At 75.5% G+C, this 15,871-nt stretch carries 3 protein-coding genes; all 3 read right to left on the bottom strand.

The features are described from left to right. Window positions 1-24: 24 nt before the first annotated feature. Window positions 25-5,394, bottom strand: a complete 5,370-nt coding sequence (locus ACF1A1_RS18350; protein ID WP_392000960.1) for a type I polyketide synthase — start codon at window positions 5,392-5,394, stop codon at window positions 25-27. Next, window positions 5,394-14,162 (bottom strand): beta-ketoacyl synthase N-terminal-like domain-containing protein, encoded by an 8,769-nt coding sequence (locus tag ACF1A1_RS18345; RefSeq protein ID WP_392000959.1) that lies wholly within the window; start codon window positions 14,160-14,162, stop codon window positions 5,394-5,396. Before ACF1A1_RS18345 ends, ACF1A1_RS18350 begins: the two co-directional genes overlap by 1 nt. A gap of 329 nt (window positions 14,163-14,491) precedes the next feature. Continuing rightward, entirely contained in the window at window positions 14,492-15,850 is a 1,359-nt protein-coding gene (locus ACF1A1_RS18340) for an NAD(P)/FAD-dependent oxidoreductase (protein ID WP_392000958.1), read from the bottom strand. Window positions 15,851-15,871 lie beyond the last annotated feature (21 nt).

The raw sequence follows: 15,871 nt of genomic DNA, 5'->3' as shown, positions 1-15,871 counted from the left end.
CGTTCCTCCAGTGGTCGAGGCGGATCAGTGGTGCGCGGCGGGCGCCTGGGCGGACGGGTACTTCTCCTCGAACAGCTCCAGGAGGAAGGAGTCCCAGTGGATGCCCGGGCAGGCGAAGAAGTCCCGGCTGTTGATCTCCAGGCGCAGGTCGTCCCGGCAGCGGCTGATCAGCTCCATCACCATGAGGCTGTCCAGGCCCAGGTCGGCCAGCCGGGTGTCCTCGGTGAGGGGCTCCAGGTCCATCCGCAGGATCGCGGAGAGCTGCGCGCGCACGTACTCGCTCAGCTCGGCCAGCCGCTCCTCACGGCTCAGAGCCGTCAACTTGGCCGCCAGCACGCCGGGTTCGGTGTCGTCGGCCGCTCCGGGTGCCGGGGCGGGGCGGATCTCGCGCAGGACCGGGCGCTCCCGGCGGGCCTCCATCAGGTCCCGGAACAGCGTCCAGTCCGCCGAGCACACCGTGCGGTGCGCGGCGTCGTCGGCGATCGCCTCGCCGAGCAGTTCCAGCGCGTGCTCGGGGTTGAGCTGGTGCAGCCCGATGGAGCGCAGGAAGGCCATCACGTCGTCGTCCGCGAGGCCGGAGCGGGCACCCCACGGCCCCCAGCTCACCGTGGTCGCGGCCAGGCCGTGCAGGCGGCGCCAGTGCGCGAAGGAGTCCAGGAAGGCGTTGGCCGCCGCGTAGCCCGCCAGGTGCTGCGAGCCCCACACCGAGGCGATCGAGGAGAAGGACACGAACAGGTCCAGGTCCTCGCCGGCGGTGGCGCTGTGCAGGGCCCAGGTGCCCTCCGCCTTGGGGTGCAGGCAGCGGTCGTACGTCCGCGGATCGGCCTCCCGCAGGAACTGCGGCTCGGACAGGCCGGCCGCGTGCACCACCCCGCGCAACGGGCGCCCGGCGAGAGCGAGGTGCTCGGCCAGTGAGCGCACCGCCGCCTCGTCGGCCACGTCGAGCGCCACCACCCGTACGTCCGCGCCCTGTTCCTCGATGCGGCGGACGCCCGCGATCCGCGCCGCGGTCGGCTCGTCGTGGCCGGCGTCGTCCCAGTGGGCGCGGTCGGGCAGGCCCCGACGGCCCGCCAGCACCACCGTGCCCGCGCCGGACCGGGCGAGCCACTCGCCGACCAGCAGGCCGAGACTGCCCAGACCGCCGGTGACGAGATAGCTGCCGAGGTCGCTGAGCCGGGGCGCCGCACGCTCCTCGGCGGACGCCGGCACGGCCACCAGCCGGGGCACCAGGATCCGGCCGCCGCGCCGGGCGCTGAGGTCCTCCACGGTCTCGGTCGCGGGCAGCGCGGCGATCTGCGCCGCCTCGTCGGCCGACCCGGCCGGGTCCAGGTCGAGCAGACCGCCCCACAGCTCCGGGTGCTCCAGCGCGGCCACCTTGCCCAGACCCCACAGCGGGCCCGCCGCCAGGCAGAGTTCACGCTGCTCCGGGCCGGTCCACTGGGCGCCCCGGGTCACCGTCCACACCCGGGTCGCGGCCTCCTCGGCCGCCAACCGCCTCAGCAGCGCCAGGAAGACGTACTCCCCGTGCGTACGCGCCCGCCGTACCGCCTCGGCGTCGCAGGATTCCACGGGCAGGTCGAGACCGCTGAGCAGCAGCACGTGGTCGTGGGCGGCCGCGCCGGTCACCGCCTCCACCGACGCCGGGGCCGACGTCACCTGCGCGCCCCGCAGGGTGAGGTGCCGGGCGGTCTCCGCGGCGACGGACGCCCCGCCGATCAGCAGCACCCGCTGCCCGGACAGGTCGCGCTCCTGGAACCCGGCCGGGTCGACGGGCCGCCACGCCTCCTCCCAGACGGTCTCCTCGCGGAGCGTGCGCGGCACGTCCGCCGCCGGCTGGGCCGAGGCGCGCAGCCGTACGTCCCGCATCGCGATGAGGACACTGCCGTCGGCGCCCAGGATCTCCAGCCCGCCGCGCAGCCCGCCGTCCTCCCCGGCCGGGTCCAGCCAGCCGTGGATGTAGCGGCGGGTGCCCGCCGGGACCGGCGCGGGCGTGGGCCTGGCGCCCGGCTCCGGGGCGTGTTCGGCCTGGCGCAGCAGGCCCAGCGTCAGGTCGAGCAGGGCGCCGCGCGGCAGCCGCTCGGCGCCCTGGTTGACCTCCGCGAGGACCTCGCCGCGGCCCCGGTAGACCTCGTTGAGCACGGGCTCCGCCCAGTCGGGCACGGTGACGGCGGCGGGGTCGACCGGGGCGCAGCGGGCGCGCACGGCGTCCAGGTCGCCGCCGGCGTCCGACGGCGGCCGGCGCACCAGGACACCGCGGGCGTGCAGTCGCCAGCTGCCGCTCTCGGCGGACTCCACGCCCTGCCGGGAGAAGCACAGGAACAGCGAGCGGCCCTCGTCGTCCTGCGGCAGCACGTACACGCGGATCCGCGCCGGCCGGTGCTCCGGGTCGACCGGCAGCGGCTCGCCCACCACGAAGCGGTCGACGAGCCGCGGCTGCGCGCCGGGCAGCTTGGCCGCGCCGGCCAGCGCCCAGTTGCAGAAGCCGCCCGCCGACACCTGCCGCAGTCCGCCGGGCCCCCGCTGCACGAACACCTCCGGCAGATCGTCCAGCGAGGGCGAGAAGGTGGGTGGCCCGGACAGCAGGTGCCCCTCGAAGAGCGCGCCCGGGGCGTCGTCGGCCGGCAGCGAGGACGGGCCACCCGTCTGCCGGTCGTCGTTGAACCAGTACCGCTCGCGCTGCCACGGATAGCTCGGCAGCGCCGTCCGGCGCGGTTGTTCCGCCGCGTGCACGGCGTTCCAGTCGACCGGCACACCCCGGTGGTGCAGGGCGCCCAGGGCCTGCCCGACGACGTGCGCGTCGTCGTGGCCGCGGCGCAGCGACGGGATCCAGGCGACGCCGTCCTCGGGCAGGCAGCGGGCGCCCAGCCCGAGCAGCACCGGCGCCGGGCCCAGCTCCAGGAACGTACGGCAGCCCGTCTCGTACAGGGCGGTCACACCGGCGTGGAACCGCACCGGAGCGAGGACGTGCTCCGGCCAGTACGCCGGGCGCAGCTGCTCGGGGCCCCACTCGCGGCCCGTGACGTTGGAGATGACCGGGTACTTCGGCCGATGGAACGTCAGGGACTCGGTGACGGCGCGGAACTCGTCGACCATCGGGGCCATCAGCGGGGAGTGGAAGGCGTGCGAGACGGACAGCCGGCGGTGCTTGACGCCCCGCCCGGCGAGCAGCGCGACGACCTTGTCGACCTCCTGCCACGGGCCGGACAGCACCACGTCCGTCGGCCCGTTCACGGCGGCGATCGCGGTGCCCGGCAGCGGACCCGCCTCGGCGAGCGCCGCGCGGACGGACTCCTCGTCGCAGACGACGGTCTCCATCACACCGCCCTCGGGCAGCGCCTCCATCAGCCGGGCCCGGGCCGTGACGAGGCGGGCCGCGTCCCCGAGGGAGTGGACCCCGGCCACGCAGGCGGCGGTGATCTCGCCCAGGCTGTGTCCGATCAGCGCCGCGGGCCTGACGCCCCACGCCTCCCACATGCGGGCCAGCGCGTACTCCACGGCGAACAGCGCGGGCTGCGTGAACCCGGTGCGGTCGATCCGCCCGCCGTCCCCGGCGCCCGCGAGGACCGGGCCGAGCGGCTCGGCCAGATGGGCGTCGAGGGCGGCCACGCACTCGGCGAGCGCCTGCGCGAACACCGGCTCCGCCTCGGCGAGCCGCGCCGCCATCCCCGCGTACTGCGCGCCCTGCCCGGTGAACAGCCAGCCCACCCGGCGGGCCCGGGCGCCCGCCGGCGCGTGCGCGGTGACCTGCTCGGCCCGCTCACCCGCCGCGAACGCGGCCAGCCCGGTGGCCAGTCCAGGCCCGTCGCCGGTGACGGACAGCCCGTGCCGCATCCGGGCCCGGCCGATGTGCGTCGAGTAGCAGATGTCCGACAGGGTGCGCGGATCGGCGTCCCGTACGGCCTCCTCGTACGCCGTGGCCATGGCGCGCAGCGCCTGCGGGGTGTTGGCGCTCAGCGTCAGCAGGCCCACCTCGCGCGGTGTGCCCGCCCGGGGCGCGGGCTGCGGCGCCTCGGCGATCACGGTGTGCGCGTTGGTCCCGCTCGCGCCGAAGCTGCTCACCCCGGCGATCCGCGGCCCGGCCGGCCAGCCGCTCTCCTCCGTGGTCACCTTCAGGTTCAGGCTGTCCCAGGGAACCTGCGGATTGGGGTCGTCGAGATGCAGATGCCTCGGCAGGGAGCCCTTCTGCAGGGCCAGGACGACCTTCAGCATGCCCGCCGCGCCCGCGGCCGGCTCCAGATGGCCGATGTTGGTCTTCACGGAGCCCACCAGCAGCGGCCGGTTCTCCGGCCGGCCCGGGCTCGTCACGGCGTTCAGCGCGGTCAGCTCGATCGGGTCGCCCAGCTGGGTGCCCGTGCCGTGCGCCTCGACGTACGACAGCTCGGCGGGCGAGACCCCGGCGTCCTTCAGAGCGGAGCCGATGACGTTCTGCTGGGCCGTCGGGTTGGGCACGGTCAGGCCGCTGCTGCGCCCGTCGTGCTCGGTGGCCACCCCGCGCACCACCGCCAGGACGCGGTCCCCGGCGGCCTCCGCGTCGGCGAGCCGCTTCAGCACGAACACCGCGCCGCCCTCACCGCGGGCGTACCCGTCCGCCGACGCGTCGAAGGTCTTGCACCGCCCGTCCGGCGACAGCGCCCGCAACTTGCTGACCAGCACGAAGCCGTACGGGGACAGCATCAGGTTGACCCCGCCGACCAGTGCCATGTCGCAGGCCCGCGACCGCAGGGACAGCACCGCCTGCTCCAGCGCCACCAGCGACGACGAGCACGCCGTGTCGATCACCATGCTGGGGCCCTGGAAACCGAAGGTGTACGACACCCGTCCGGCCAGGAAGCTCGGCTCGCCGATCAGCTGGTAGGCGTCGACGTCCGCCATCGAGCCCTTCTGCTGCCGCATGCGCACGTAGTCGCTCGTACTGGCCCCGAGGAACACGCCGACCCGGCTGCCCTCCAGCTCGGTGGGCGGCAGGCAGGCGTTCTCCATGGCCTCCCAGGCGAGTTCGAGGACGAGGCGCTGCTGCGGGTCCATGCCCGCCGCCTCGCGCGGCGAGATGCCGAACACGGTCGGGTCGAAGGCGTCCACCGGGCCGTCGAGGAAGTGCCCCGCCAGTGTGTACGCGGTGCCCGGGTGGTCGGGGTCGGGGTGGTAGAAGCCCTCGACCGGGTGACGTTCCTCCGGGAACCGGCCGGTCGAGTCGTGGCCGTCGGCCAGGGACTGCCAGAACTCCTCGGGGTCGGCGCCGCCCGGCAGCCGGCAGGAGAGTCCGATCACCGCGAGCGGCTGTGGCCGCTGCAGTTCCTCGACCCGGGCCCGCAGGGTGCGGATGGCGCCGAGCGAGTCCTTCAGCCGGTCGCGCAGGACGTCCTGGCTCGGCTGCTCGACGTGGCTCTTGGTCATCAGCTCTCCTCAAAACCGAAGTTCTGCGCGTCGGAGATCTCCGCCTCCAACTGCCGCAGCAGTTCGTCGTCGTCCAGTTCGTCCAGTTCGTGCAGTGCGCCGAGCGCGTGGGCCGCCGGTCCGTCCGGGCCGGCCTGCGGCGCGGACTCCTCCGGCGCCTGCACCGGGAAGCCGAGGCGCTCCAGCAGATGCGTGGTCAGGGCCAGGGCCGTGGGGTGTTCGAAGGCGACCGTCGAGGACAGCTCCACGTCCAGCGCCCGCACCAGCCTCAGGCGCAGCGTCAGCGACATCACCGAGTCCAGGCCGAGGTCGAAGAAGCCCTGCTCGGCGCGGAGTTCGTCCTCCGGCAGCCCCAGCACGGCGGCGACCTGCGAGCACACCCAGTCCAGCGTCCGGTCGCGGCGGCGGCCCGGGTCGAGGTCCTCCAGCGAGGCCACGAACCCGGCCCCGTCGACCTGCCGCGCCGAGCCCAGTACGGCCGCGAACAGCCGCCGGTGCGGGGCGTCGCCGAGGGCCGTGCGGAACAGCCCCCAGTCGATGTCGGCGACCGCCGTGTGCACGCAGTCGTCCCAGGCCAGCCGGTCCAGCGCGGCCACCAGGTCCTGCTCGGTGAGCGGGGCGATACCGCTCGACTTCAGCAGTAAAATCGTCCGTTCGTCGAGCAGTTCGCCGCCCGCGAGCGGCATCAGCTCCAGATGGGCCACGGGCAGTCCGCCCGCCCGGCGCCGCGCCGCGAGCGCGCGCAGCGCCCAGTCCGACGGCGCGGTCGCCCCGGTGACGGCACCGCCCCAGGTGCCGGGCACCGAACCCAGCAGCACGAACAGCCCCAGCGGGTCCTTCGCGGTGAGCCGGTGCAGCAGCTCGGCGGTCCCGGCCCGGTGCAGCTCGGCGTGGGGCACCGCCTCGGTGGTCTCCTCCAGCGGGACGGCCGCACCCGGCGCGTCCGCGCACACCACCACCGCGATCCCGGCGTCACCGCGCAACTCCTCGACCAGGCGGGCGAGCGCGTCGCGGGAGCCGTGCGTGGAATCCGTCCGCACCTCGATCCCTTCGGCGCGCCAGGCCGGGAGCCGGTCGGAGGCCGTCGGCGACCCGCCGCGGGTGTCCACCAGGGCGATTCGCCGGGCGCCCGCGCCGGCCAGCCACTCCACCACCGCGGGTGCCAGCGGCCCGTCCGCGCCGGTCACCACATGCCACCGGTCGGCGGACAGCGTCCTTCGGGCGGGCCGCGCGGGCGCCTCGGCGCGCACCAGCGCACCGGTCCAGGCCGCCGCGTGCTCGATCCGCACGTGCTCGTCGCCGGGCGCGCCCAGCAGCCGCGCCACCAGGGTGCGCAGTTCCTCCGCGCTGCCGTGCGTGAGGTCGAGGTGGCCGCCCCAGGCGTCCGGGCGGGTCATGGCGAGCGTACGGCCCAGCCCGGCGTGGCCGCCCTGCGCGCCGTCCGGGTAGCCCGCGTGGCCGCTGGGCAGCAGGGCGTTCCGGGTGACCAGCCACAGCCTCGGCACGCTGCCCTCCGCGTCGGCCAGGGCCGCGGTCAGCGCCACCGTCGCGTGCCAGCCCTCCGGCCGCGAGTCCAGGTCCTCCAGCGGCCACAGGTCGCACAGCGCGCTGGTCGGCTCGTTGGCGTGGACGGCGAGCAGCGTGCTCCAGGCGTCGCGGTCGGCGGGGTCCACGACCAGGTCGTGCGGCCCGCCGGCGGCACCGGCCGCCGTCGACCGCACCCGGCGCACCTCGCAGCCCGCCGCGCGCAGCCCCTCGGCCACCGCGCCGGCCAGGTGCTCGGTGTCGCCGCACACCAGCCAGCGCCGCGCGGGCGGGACCGCACCGTCGCGTTCGGGCGCCCGGCCGCCGGCCGGCTGCCACACCATCCGGTACAGCAGGCCCTCCAGCCGGTCCGCCTCGGCGCGGGCCGCCTGCGGCGCCTCGACGGGGGCCGGCCGCAGCCCGGTCAGTTCCACGACGGGCCGCCCCGCCGGGTCCAGCACGACGACGTCCGCCTCCGGCAGTCCGTCGCCGCAGGAGCGCACCGGGCCGCGCCGGACGCGTACGGCGCCGTCGACCGCCGCCCTGACCCGGACCGCCCCGATCGCCGTGAGCCGGGCCGGCGCTCCCGCGAGGGCGCTCCCTTCGGCCGTCAGGCGCAGGGCCAGACGCAGGAGCTGGTCGGGCAGCCGGTGCCGGGACGCGGCGTCCGGCAGCCGGACGGTCGCCTCGACCATGCCCCGGCCACTGCCCGCCGACTCCACGGACAGGGAGGAGAACTCCTCGGCCAGGGCGGCGCGGAGGGGCTCGTCGTCGGCCAAGTGGTCCGCGGGAGGGGCCGTTCGAAGGCCGCGGGCCGTCGGTGACCGGTCGTACCCCTGCCGGGGCGCGGGCGCGAGACCGTCCGCCAGATCCGCCGTCAGCGCCGGTTCGGCCGGTGCCTCCTCGCCCGTCGCCCGCACCACAAGGGTGCCCTGCCGGGTGTCCACCAGCGCCTGGAGCTCCGCCCGGCCGTCGCCGTCCGTGCCGGGCGGTGTGCCGAGCCGTACGTCACGCAGGGCGGGCGCGGCCGAGCCCGTGGCGGCGGCAGCGGCCAGCGCGGCCTCCAGCAGCGCCGGCGCCGACACCGTCGTACGGGATCCGTCGCCCGTGGTCTGCCAGGGGCTGCGGGTGCCGTCCACCGACACCGGCAGCAGCGCCGTCCAGGGGGCGTTCGCCGGGCGTACCGGCGCGCCCACCAGGCCCGCCCGGCCGGCCGGACGGTCCGCCGGGGTCTGCGGCAGCCAGTGCTCCTTGCGCTGCCACGGGTACGGCGGCAGGTCCACCACCCGGCGGCCCGGGCCCGCAAACGCGGCCCAGTCGACCGGCACCCCGTGCGCGTGCAGCGCGCCGAGCGTGGCCAGCAGCGCGCCCACCTCGTCCTCGTCGCGGATCAGCGACGGCAGCACGGGCGGACGCCCGGCGCCGGCCGCCGCCAGGGACTCCTCGGTGCCCGAGACCAGCAGGGGGTGCGGGGACACCTCCACGAACACGCGGTCCCCGGCGTCCTCGACCGCGCCCACCGCGTCCTGGAAGAGGACGGTGTCCCGCAGGTTGCGACCCCAGTAGGCGGCCGTCAGCTCCGTGCCGGGCAGCTCGCCGCCCGCCACCGACGAGTAGAACGGGATACGGGTCCCGGACGGCACCAGGTGCCCGAGCCCGGCGACCAGCCGCTCCCGCAGCGGGTCCATCAGCGGCGAGTGCGGGGCGACCGGCACCTTCACCCGGCGCACGAACACGTTCGCCTCGTCGAGCTCCTCGGTCAGCTCCTCCAGGGCGTCCACGTCACCGGCGACCACCGTGGTGCGCGGGCCGTTGACCGTGGCGATGCCCAGCGTGTCCTCGTACAGCACCAGGTAGGGCGCCAGTTCCTCGCGGCAGAGTCCCACGACGACCGAGCCGCCGGTGCCGACCAGCGTGTCCAGCAGCCGGGAGCGCAGGCAGAGGATCTCCGTGGCCTGCGCCAGCGTCAGCGCACCGGCCGCCCAGGCCGCCGCCACCTCGCCCATGCTGTGCCCGACCACCGCGGCGGGCTCGACGCCCCAGCTGCGCCACAGCGCGACCAGGCCGACCTGCACCGCGAAGATCAGCTCCTGCGGGATGCCCTCGTCGAACGGGCGGCTGTCCGGCTCGCCGCGCAGCGACGCCAGCGGCGACCAGCCGATCCACTTGCGCATCTCGTCCTCGCAGGCGCGCACCGCGTCCCGGAAGACCGGCTCGGTCTCCAGCAGCGCGCGGCCCATGCCGGCCCACTGCGAGCCGAAGCCGGAGAAGACGAAGACGCAGCCGCGGACCGTGTCGGCGGTGCCGGTCAGCACACCCGGGTGCTCCTCGCCGCGCGCCAGGGCCCGCAGGGCCGAACGGACGGCCACCACGTCCCGGCCGACGGCCACGGCCCGGTGCTCCAGGTGACTGCGGCGCGCCCCGGCGGTACGGGCCAGGTCGGCGAGGTCCCGCGGGCCCGCCGTCTCCAGCAGGTCCAGGTACTGGCGGGCGGCGGCGGGCAGTGCCGAGTCGTGGGCGGCGGACAGGGGGAGGGCGAAACGCGCGGGGGGTTCCCCCGACGCCGGGGCGTCGTGGCCGGGCGGTTCGGCGACCAGGACGTGGGCGTTGGTGCCCGTGAAGCCGAAGGAGCTGACGCCCGCGATCCGGCGGCGGTCCGGCTCCGGCCAGCCGGCCGCGCCCGAGGCGATCTCCAACCCCAGCCGCTCCCAGGGAACCTGGGGGGTCGGCCGGGTGGTGACGCCGACGTGCGGGGCGATCCGCCCGTGGTACACCGACAGCACCGCCTTGATCAGCCCGGCCATGCCGGCGGACGCCTCCAGGTGCCCGATGTTCGGCTTCGCCGAACCGACCACCAGGGGCGCGCCGTCGGTGCCCGCCGGGCGGAACGCCGCGGCCAGCGCGCGCAGTTCGATCGGGTCGCCGAGCGGGGTGCCGGTGCCGTGCGCCTCGGCGTACCCGACCTCACGGCCCGTCAGGCCCGCCTGAGCGAGGGCCTGTTCGATCAGGGCCCGCTGGGCGGTGCCGTTGGGCACGGTCAGCCCGCTGCTGGCGCCGTCCTGGTTCACCGCGCTGCCCGGCAGCACGGCGTACACCCGGTCGCCGTCGGCCAGGGCGGCCGAGAGCCGCTTCAGTACGACGGCCCCCGAGCCCTCGCCGCGCAGATAGCCGTCGGCCGTCTCGTCGAAGGTGCGGCAGTGGCCCGAGGGGGAGAGGGCGCCGCCGGCCGACACCGAGACCGGGATCACCGGGGAGAGGATCACGTTGACACCACCGGCCACCGCCAGGTCGCTCTCGCCGGAGCGCAGGCTCTGGAGGGCGAGGTGCACGGCGGTCAGCGAGGAGGAGCAGGCGGTGTCCACGGCCATGCTGGGACCGGTCAGCCCCAGGAAGTACGACAGCCGCCCGGCCGCGCCCGCGAAGGAGTTGCCGGTCCCGTAGTACAGGTCGACCTCCTCCAGACGGGTGCCGACGTGCTGGGAGTGGTCGTTGCTGTTCATCCCGACGAACACGCCGGTGGCCGAGCCGCGCAGCTTCTCCCGGGTCGCGCCGGCGTCCTCCAGTGCCTCGTAGGCCACCTCGAGGAAGAGCCGGTGCTGCGGGTCGAGGCTGCGCGCCTCACGCGGGGAGACCCGGAAGAAGGCGGCGTCGAAGCCGCGTACGTCGTCGAGGTAGCCGCCGCGCAAAGAGGTCATGGTGCCGGGCGTCCACGCCCCGTCCGACAGGAAGGCCCTGCCGTCCCACCGGTCGGCCGGCACGTCCCGGATGACCTCACGGCCCTCCAGCAGCAGCTGCCAGTAGGCGCCGACGGAGGGGCCGCCGGGGAAGCGACAGCTCATGCCGACGACGGCGATCGGGTCGTCGGCGGGGCCGGGGGCGGGGGCGGGCACGACCGCGGTGGGCTCGACGGGCGCCGGTGCCGCTTCCGGCCGCTCCTCCCCGTCCCGGGCGGCGGCCTGCCGCTGCTGCGCCAACGGCAGCAGGTGGTCCACCAGTTCGTCCAGGCAGGGCCGCTCGAACGGCGTGGACAGGGGGATGTCCAGGCCGAGTTCGAGACCGAGCCGGTCCACGAACTCCACGATGGTCAGCGAGTCCAGGCCCAGGTCGGCGAACCCGCGCCGGGGCGGCACACGGCGGCCCGGGTCCTGGCCGAGGACCGAGGCGAGCACCTCGGAGGCGCGCCGCATCAGCGAGCGGCGCAGCCGGTCGGCGGAGCCCGGTGACGACGGGCCGTGCGCACCGCCGCCCACGGCACCGTCCGTCGGCCCGTCCCGCTCCGCGCCGCGGGCGTCCGCGTCCGCCGCCGCCCCGCTCCGCCTCCCGGCGGGGTCGGCGGCGGACGGGTCGGCCTGCCGGGCGGCCGTGTCGGGGGTCGGGGCCGAGCCCGGCAGGCCGCCGGCGGAGAAGGGGAGATCCGCCGGTGTCGTGAGGCCGCCCGGGAGCGGCCCGTCGGGGGAGTCGCCGGTGAGGTCCACCTGGCGTGCGGGACCCGCCGGGTTGCCGTCGGGGTCGAGCAGCTGGAAGGCGAGCCGGGCGGGCCGGACGGCGCTGTCCGGCACCGCGCCGGGCGCGTACTGGGTGCCCGGTGTGACCTCGGGCAGCCAGAACGACTCGTGCTGCCAGGGGTGCCGGGGCAGTTCGGTGAGCCGGCCCGGCAGCAGGTCGTCCCAGCGCACGTCGGCGCCCGCGCAGTGCAGTTCGGCGAGCGAGACGAGCAGCGTGGCGGGCCCGTCCGCGTCCCGGCGCAGGGAGCCGACCGCGACGCCCTGCCGGCGCAGCGAGGTCAGCCCGTCGTTCAGCGGCCGCACCAGCGTGGGGTGCGGGCCGATCTCGACGAAGTCCGCGCCCCGGTCGGTGAGCAGGCCCGCGACGGCCGGCCAGAACCGCACCGGCCGCAGCACGTTGGCCGCCCAGTAGCCGGCGTCCAGCACGGCGGGCGGGTCGTCCGGGAACACCGTGGAGACGAAGGCCGCCGGACGCGGACTCGGCGCCAGCCCGGCGAGCTCCGCGCGCAGCCGGTCGGCGTACGGCCGCATGGCGGGGCTGTGGAAGGCGTGGTCGCCGGGGACGAAGCGGGTCGGCACCGCGCGCTCGCGCAGCAGTTCGGCGAGGGCCGTGAGGTCCTCCTCGGACCCGGCGAGGACGGTGGCGGAGGGCCCGTTGACCGTGGCCACGGTGATCGCCCGGCCGGTGCCGGCCACCGTCCGGACCGCCTCCTCCTCGGGCAGCGTCACCGCCAGCATCCGCCCGGTCCCCGCCGAGGCGGCCATGATCCGCCCGCGCAGCACGGCCAGTCGCAGCGCGGTGGGCTGGTCCAGGGCGCCGGTGAAGCACGCGGCGGACAGCTCGCCGAGGCTGTGCCCGACCACGTCGGTCGGGGTCACCCCGCGGGCCCGCCAGACCTCGGCGAGCGCCAACTGCAATGCCACGACCGCGGGTTGCGCCAGTTCGGTGGCGGACAGGTCGCCCGAGCCCAGCAGGTCGCGCAGCGGGGGCAGCCCGGCCGCGCGCAGCACCTCGTCGCTGCGCTCCAGCGAGGCCGCGGCGACCGGATCGCGGTCCCACAGGTCCAGGCCCATGCCCGGCCACTGCGAGCCCTGCCCGGAGAAGACGAACACGGTCCGGTGCCGGCGGCGCGGCTCGGCGGTGCCGGTGACCGTGCGCCCGTCGGGCTCGCCCTCGGCGAGGGCGGCCAGCGAGGCGCGCAGTTCCCCGGCGCCGGCGCCGATGACCGTGGCACGCGCCTCGTGGTGGGTGCGCCGTACCGCCGCGGTGTGCAGGACGTCGGCCAGCGGGCGTTCGCCGTCGAGGCCGCCGCCGTCGAGGGTGCCGGCCAGGTCGCGGGCGCGCTCGCGCAGGGCGGTGTCGGTCGAGCCGGACAGCAGCAGCACCCGGGGGCCGTCCTGCGGCGGGGCCTCGTCGGCGGGGCCGGGCGGCGCCGCCGACAGCAGGACGTGCGCGTTGGTGCCGCTCAGGCCGAAGGCGCTGACCCCGAACAGGGTGTCCCGGTCCGCCTCGACGGGCACGGCCTCGTCGGAGATGCTCAGCGGGCCGTCCTGCCAGGCGATGGCGGGGTTGGGGGTGCCCAGGTGCAACTGCGGTGGAATCACGCCGTGTTGGGCGGTCAGTACGGTCTTGATGAGCGCGGCGACGCCGGCGGCGGCGTCGGTGTGGCCGAAGTTGGCCTTGTGGGAGCCGATGTGCAGCGGGCGCCCGTCCGGCCGTCCGGGGCCGAACACCTGCTGGAGGGCGTACGCCTCGATCGGGTCGCCCAGCGGGGTGCCGGTGCCGTGCGTCTCGACGAAGGCGACCTGCTCGGGGCCGGCGCCGGCCCGGTGGAGCGCGTCGCGCAGCAGGGCCTCCTGGGCGGAGGCGCTGGGCACGGTCAGCCCGGCGCTGCGGCCGTCGTGGTTGAAGGCGCTCGCGCGGATCACGGCGAGCACCCGGTCGCCGTCGGCGAGCGCGTCGTCCAGCCGCTTCAGGACGACGACGCCGCAGCCCTCGCCGCGCACGATGCCGTCGGCGGCCGCCGAGAACGGCTTGCAGCGGCCGGTCGGCGACAGCGCCTGCACCTTGCTCATGAAGATGGACAGTTCGGGGCTGGCCAGAACGTTGACGCCGCCGGCCAGCGCGGTGTCGGCCTCGCCGCCGGCCAGGCTGCGGCAGGCCAGGTGCACGGCGACCAGCGAGGAGGAGCACGCGGTGTTGACGCCGAGCGCGGGACCGTGCAGGCCCAGGGTGTAGGCGACGCGCCCGGCGGCGAAGCTGAACTCCTTGCCGCTCGCGTAGTACGGGTCGATCGCCTTCACGCCGCGGGTCTTGGAGTGCAGGACGGTGTAGTCCATGCCGAGCAGACCGAAGAAGACGCCGGTCCGCGATCCCGAGAGCCGCGGCCGGGTCTGGCCGGCGTGCTCCAGGGCCTCCCAGGAGACCTCCAGCAGCAGCCGCTGCTGCGGGTCCATCTCGCGGGCCTCGCGGAAGGAGATGCCGAAGAAGTCCGCGTCGAACCGGTCGAGGCCGGGCAGTACGCCGGCCCAGCGGCAGTAGCCGGTGCCGGGTGCCGAGCCGTCCTCGCTGATGTACTCGGGGCCCCAGCGTTCCGGTGGGATCTCGCCGATGACGTCGACGCCGTCGCGCAGGACGCGCCAGAACGACCCGGGGTCGACCACGCCACCGGGGTAACGGCACCCGATGCCGACGACGGCGATGGCCGGGTCGTTGCTGCTGGCGCTGCGGGCGGGCATGGATCCCCCTTGGTGAGTACGTGAGGAGCACGACGGGCGGGTGCGCGGGTGAACCGACCCGGGCGGCGCCGAGGGGCGTCCGCGCCGCCCGGGACGGGCGGCCGGGGACCCGGCAGGGACCCGGGGTCCCCGGCGCACGGGGTGGCGGTCCGGGCCTGGCGGTCCGGGACCTGGCCGCGGTGGGACGGGGCGGTGGGACGTGGCCGCGGTGGGTTGGAGCGGCCGACGCGAACCCGGCCGCTGTGGAACGGGGCGGCCGACGCGAACCCGGCCGCGGTGGGACGGAGCGGCCAGGCTGGAACCCGGCCGCGGTGGCATGGAGCGGCGGGCTAGAACTTGGCCGCCGCCGACGGGGCCTTGAGCGTGCCCAGGTACTTGTGCCAGAGGTGGTTCGGGTCGCTCTCCACCGCCTCGACGATCTCCCGCATCTTCGCCAGCGCCGCGGGCTCGCCGTCGTACACGTCGCCCTGGAGCATCTTCAGGACGTCCAGGCGGTAGCGCGGGTCCTGGACGAACGCCGTGAAGAGGATGTTCAGGCGGTAGTAGATCGAGATGAACTCGTACCAGTTGTTCACCGCGCCGCGCAGCGTCTTGACGTACGTCTCGAAGCGTTCCCTGCGGAAGTCGCCGGCCTCGTGGGCGGCGATGATGTCCGCGGACGCGATCCGGGCGCTGTTCAGGGCGACGCTGACGCCGCTGGAGAAGATCGGGTCGACGAACCGGGCGGCGTCGCCGATCATCACCAGCGAGTCGTCGGCGATCTTGGTGAGCGCGTAGCTGTAGTCGCCCTCCGCCTTGAAGGGCCGGACCCGGCGGGCGTTCTTCAGCGCGTCCTGGAGCGCCGGGCGGCTGCCGATGGTGTCCCAGAAGAAGGTCTCCAGGTCGTTCTTGGCGGCCTTGAAGCGGGTCTTCTGGGTCACCACGCCGATCGACGTGATCGTGTCGGTGATCGGGATCTGCCAGACCCAGGTGTCCTCGAGCGGCAGGAAGTGGATGAAGATGTAGTCGGCCTGCTCCTTGTTGACGGCGAGGGCCTTGCGGTCGAAGTCGTCGAACCAGGTGTGCACCGCGTACTGGTTGAAGACCGGGTCCGGCTCCTTGACCTTGAGCTGGCTGCCCATCATGGTGCGGCGGCCGCTGGCGTCGACGACCATGCGGACCGGGACGCCGATCTGCTGGTTGCCGACCTTCGCCTGGATGACGGGCCGGTCCCGGTCGGAGAAGTCGACGCGGTTGACCCGGATGCCGTGGTAGACCTTCGCGCCCAGGCTCTCGGCGTGCTGGAGCAGGATCTGGTCGAACTTGCCGCGGTCCACGTGGAAGGTGTGGTCGCGGTCGACGCCGGCCTGGTCGCGCTCGCTGAAGAGGACCTCGGCGGCGCGGAAGTCGTGGTCGAGGCCCGTGAAGCCCATGTGGTCGATGTCCCGGTCCTCCGCGGAGGTCCAGGCGGCGCCGTACTTCTTGGGGAAGCCCGCGGCCTCGACCTTCTCCATGGCGCCGGTCTCCAGCAGCACCGGGGTGGTGGCCGGCACGAGGGACTCGCCGACGTGCTCGCGCGGAAAGGTCTCCGACTCGAACACCGCCACGGACAGGCCCGCCTTGGCGAGGTAGGAGGCGGCCGTGGAACCGGCCGGGCCGCCGCCGATGATGCCGATGTCGTAGTCGTAGTTCTCGGATGCCTCAGACAACGTGGTCTCCTGTGTCGGGGT

The organism is Streptomyces sp. NPDC014995 (assembly GCF_043080745.1).
Lineage (GTDB): Bacteria > Actinomycetota > Actinomycetes > Streptomycetales > Streptomycetaceae > Streptomyces.
The sequence above is the reverse complement of the archived record's forward strand: the minus strand, read 5'-3'. Positions and strand labels throughout refer to the sequence as shown.

Coding starts and splice junctions, on each gene's coding strand:
- ACF1A1_RS18350 (WP_392000960.1), bottom strand. CDS start 5,394: ATGACCAAGAGCCACGTCGAGCAGCCGAGCCAGGACGTCCTGCGCGAC.
- ACF1A1_RS18345 (WP_392000959.1), bottom strand. CDS start 14,162: ATGCCCGCCCGCAGCGCCAGCAGCAACGACCCGGCCATCGCCGTCGTC.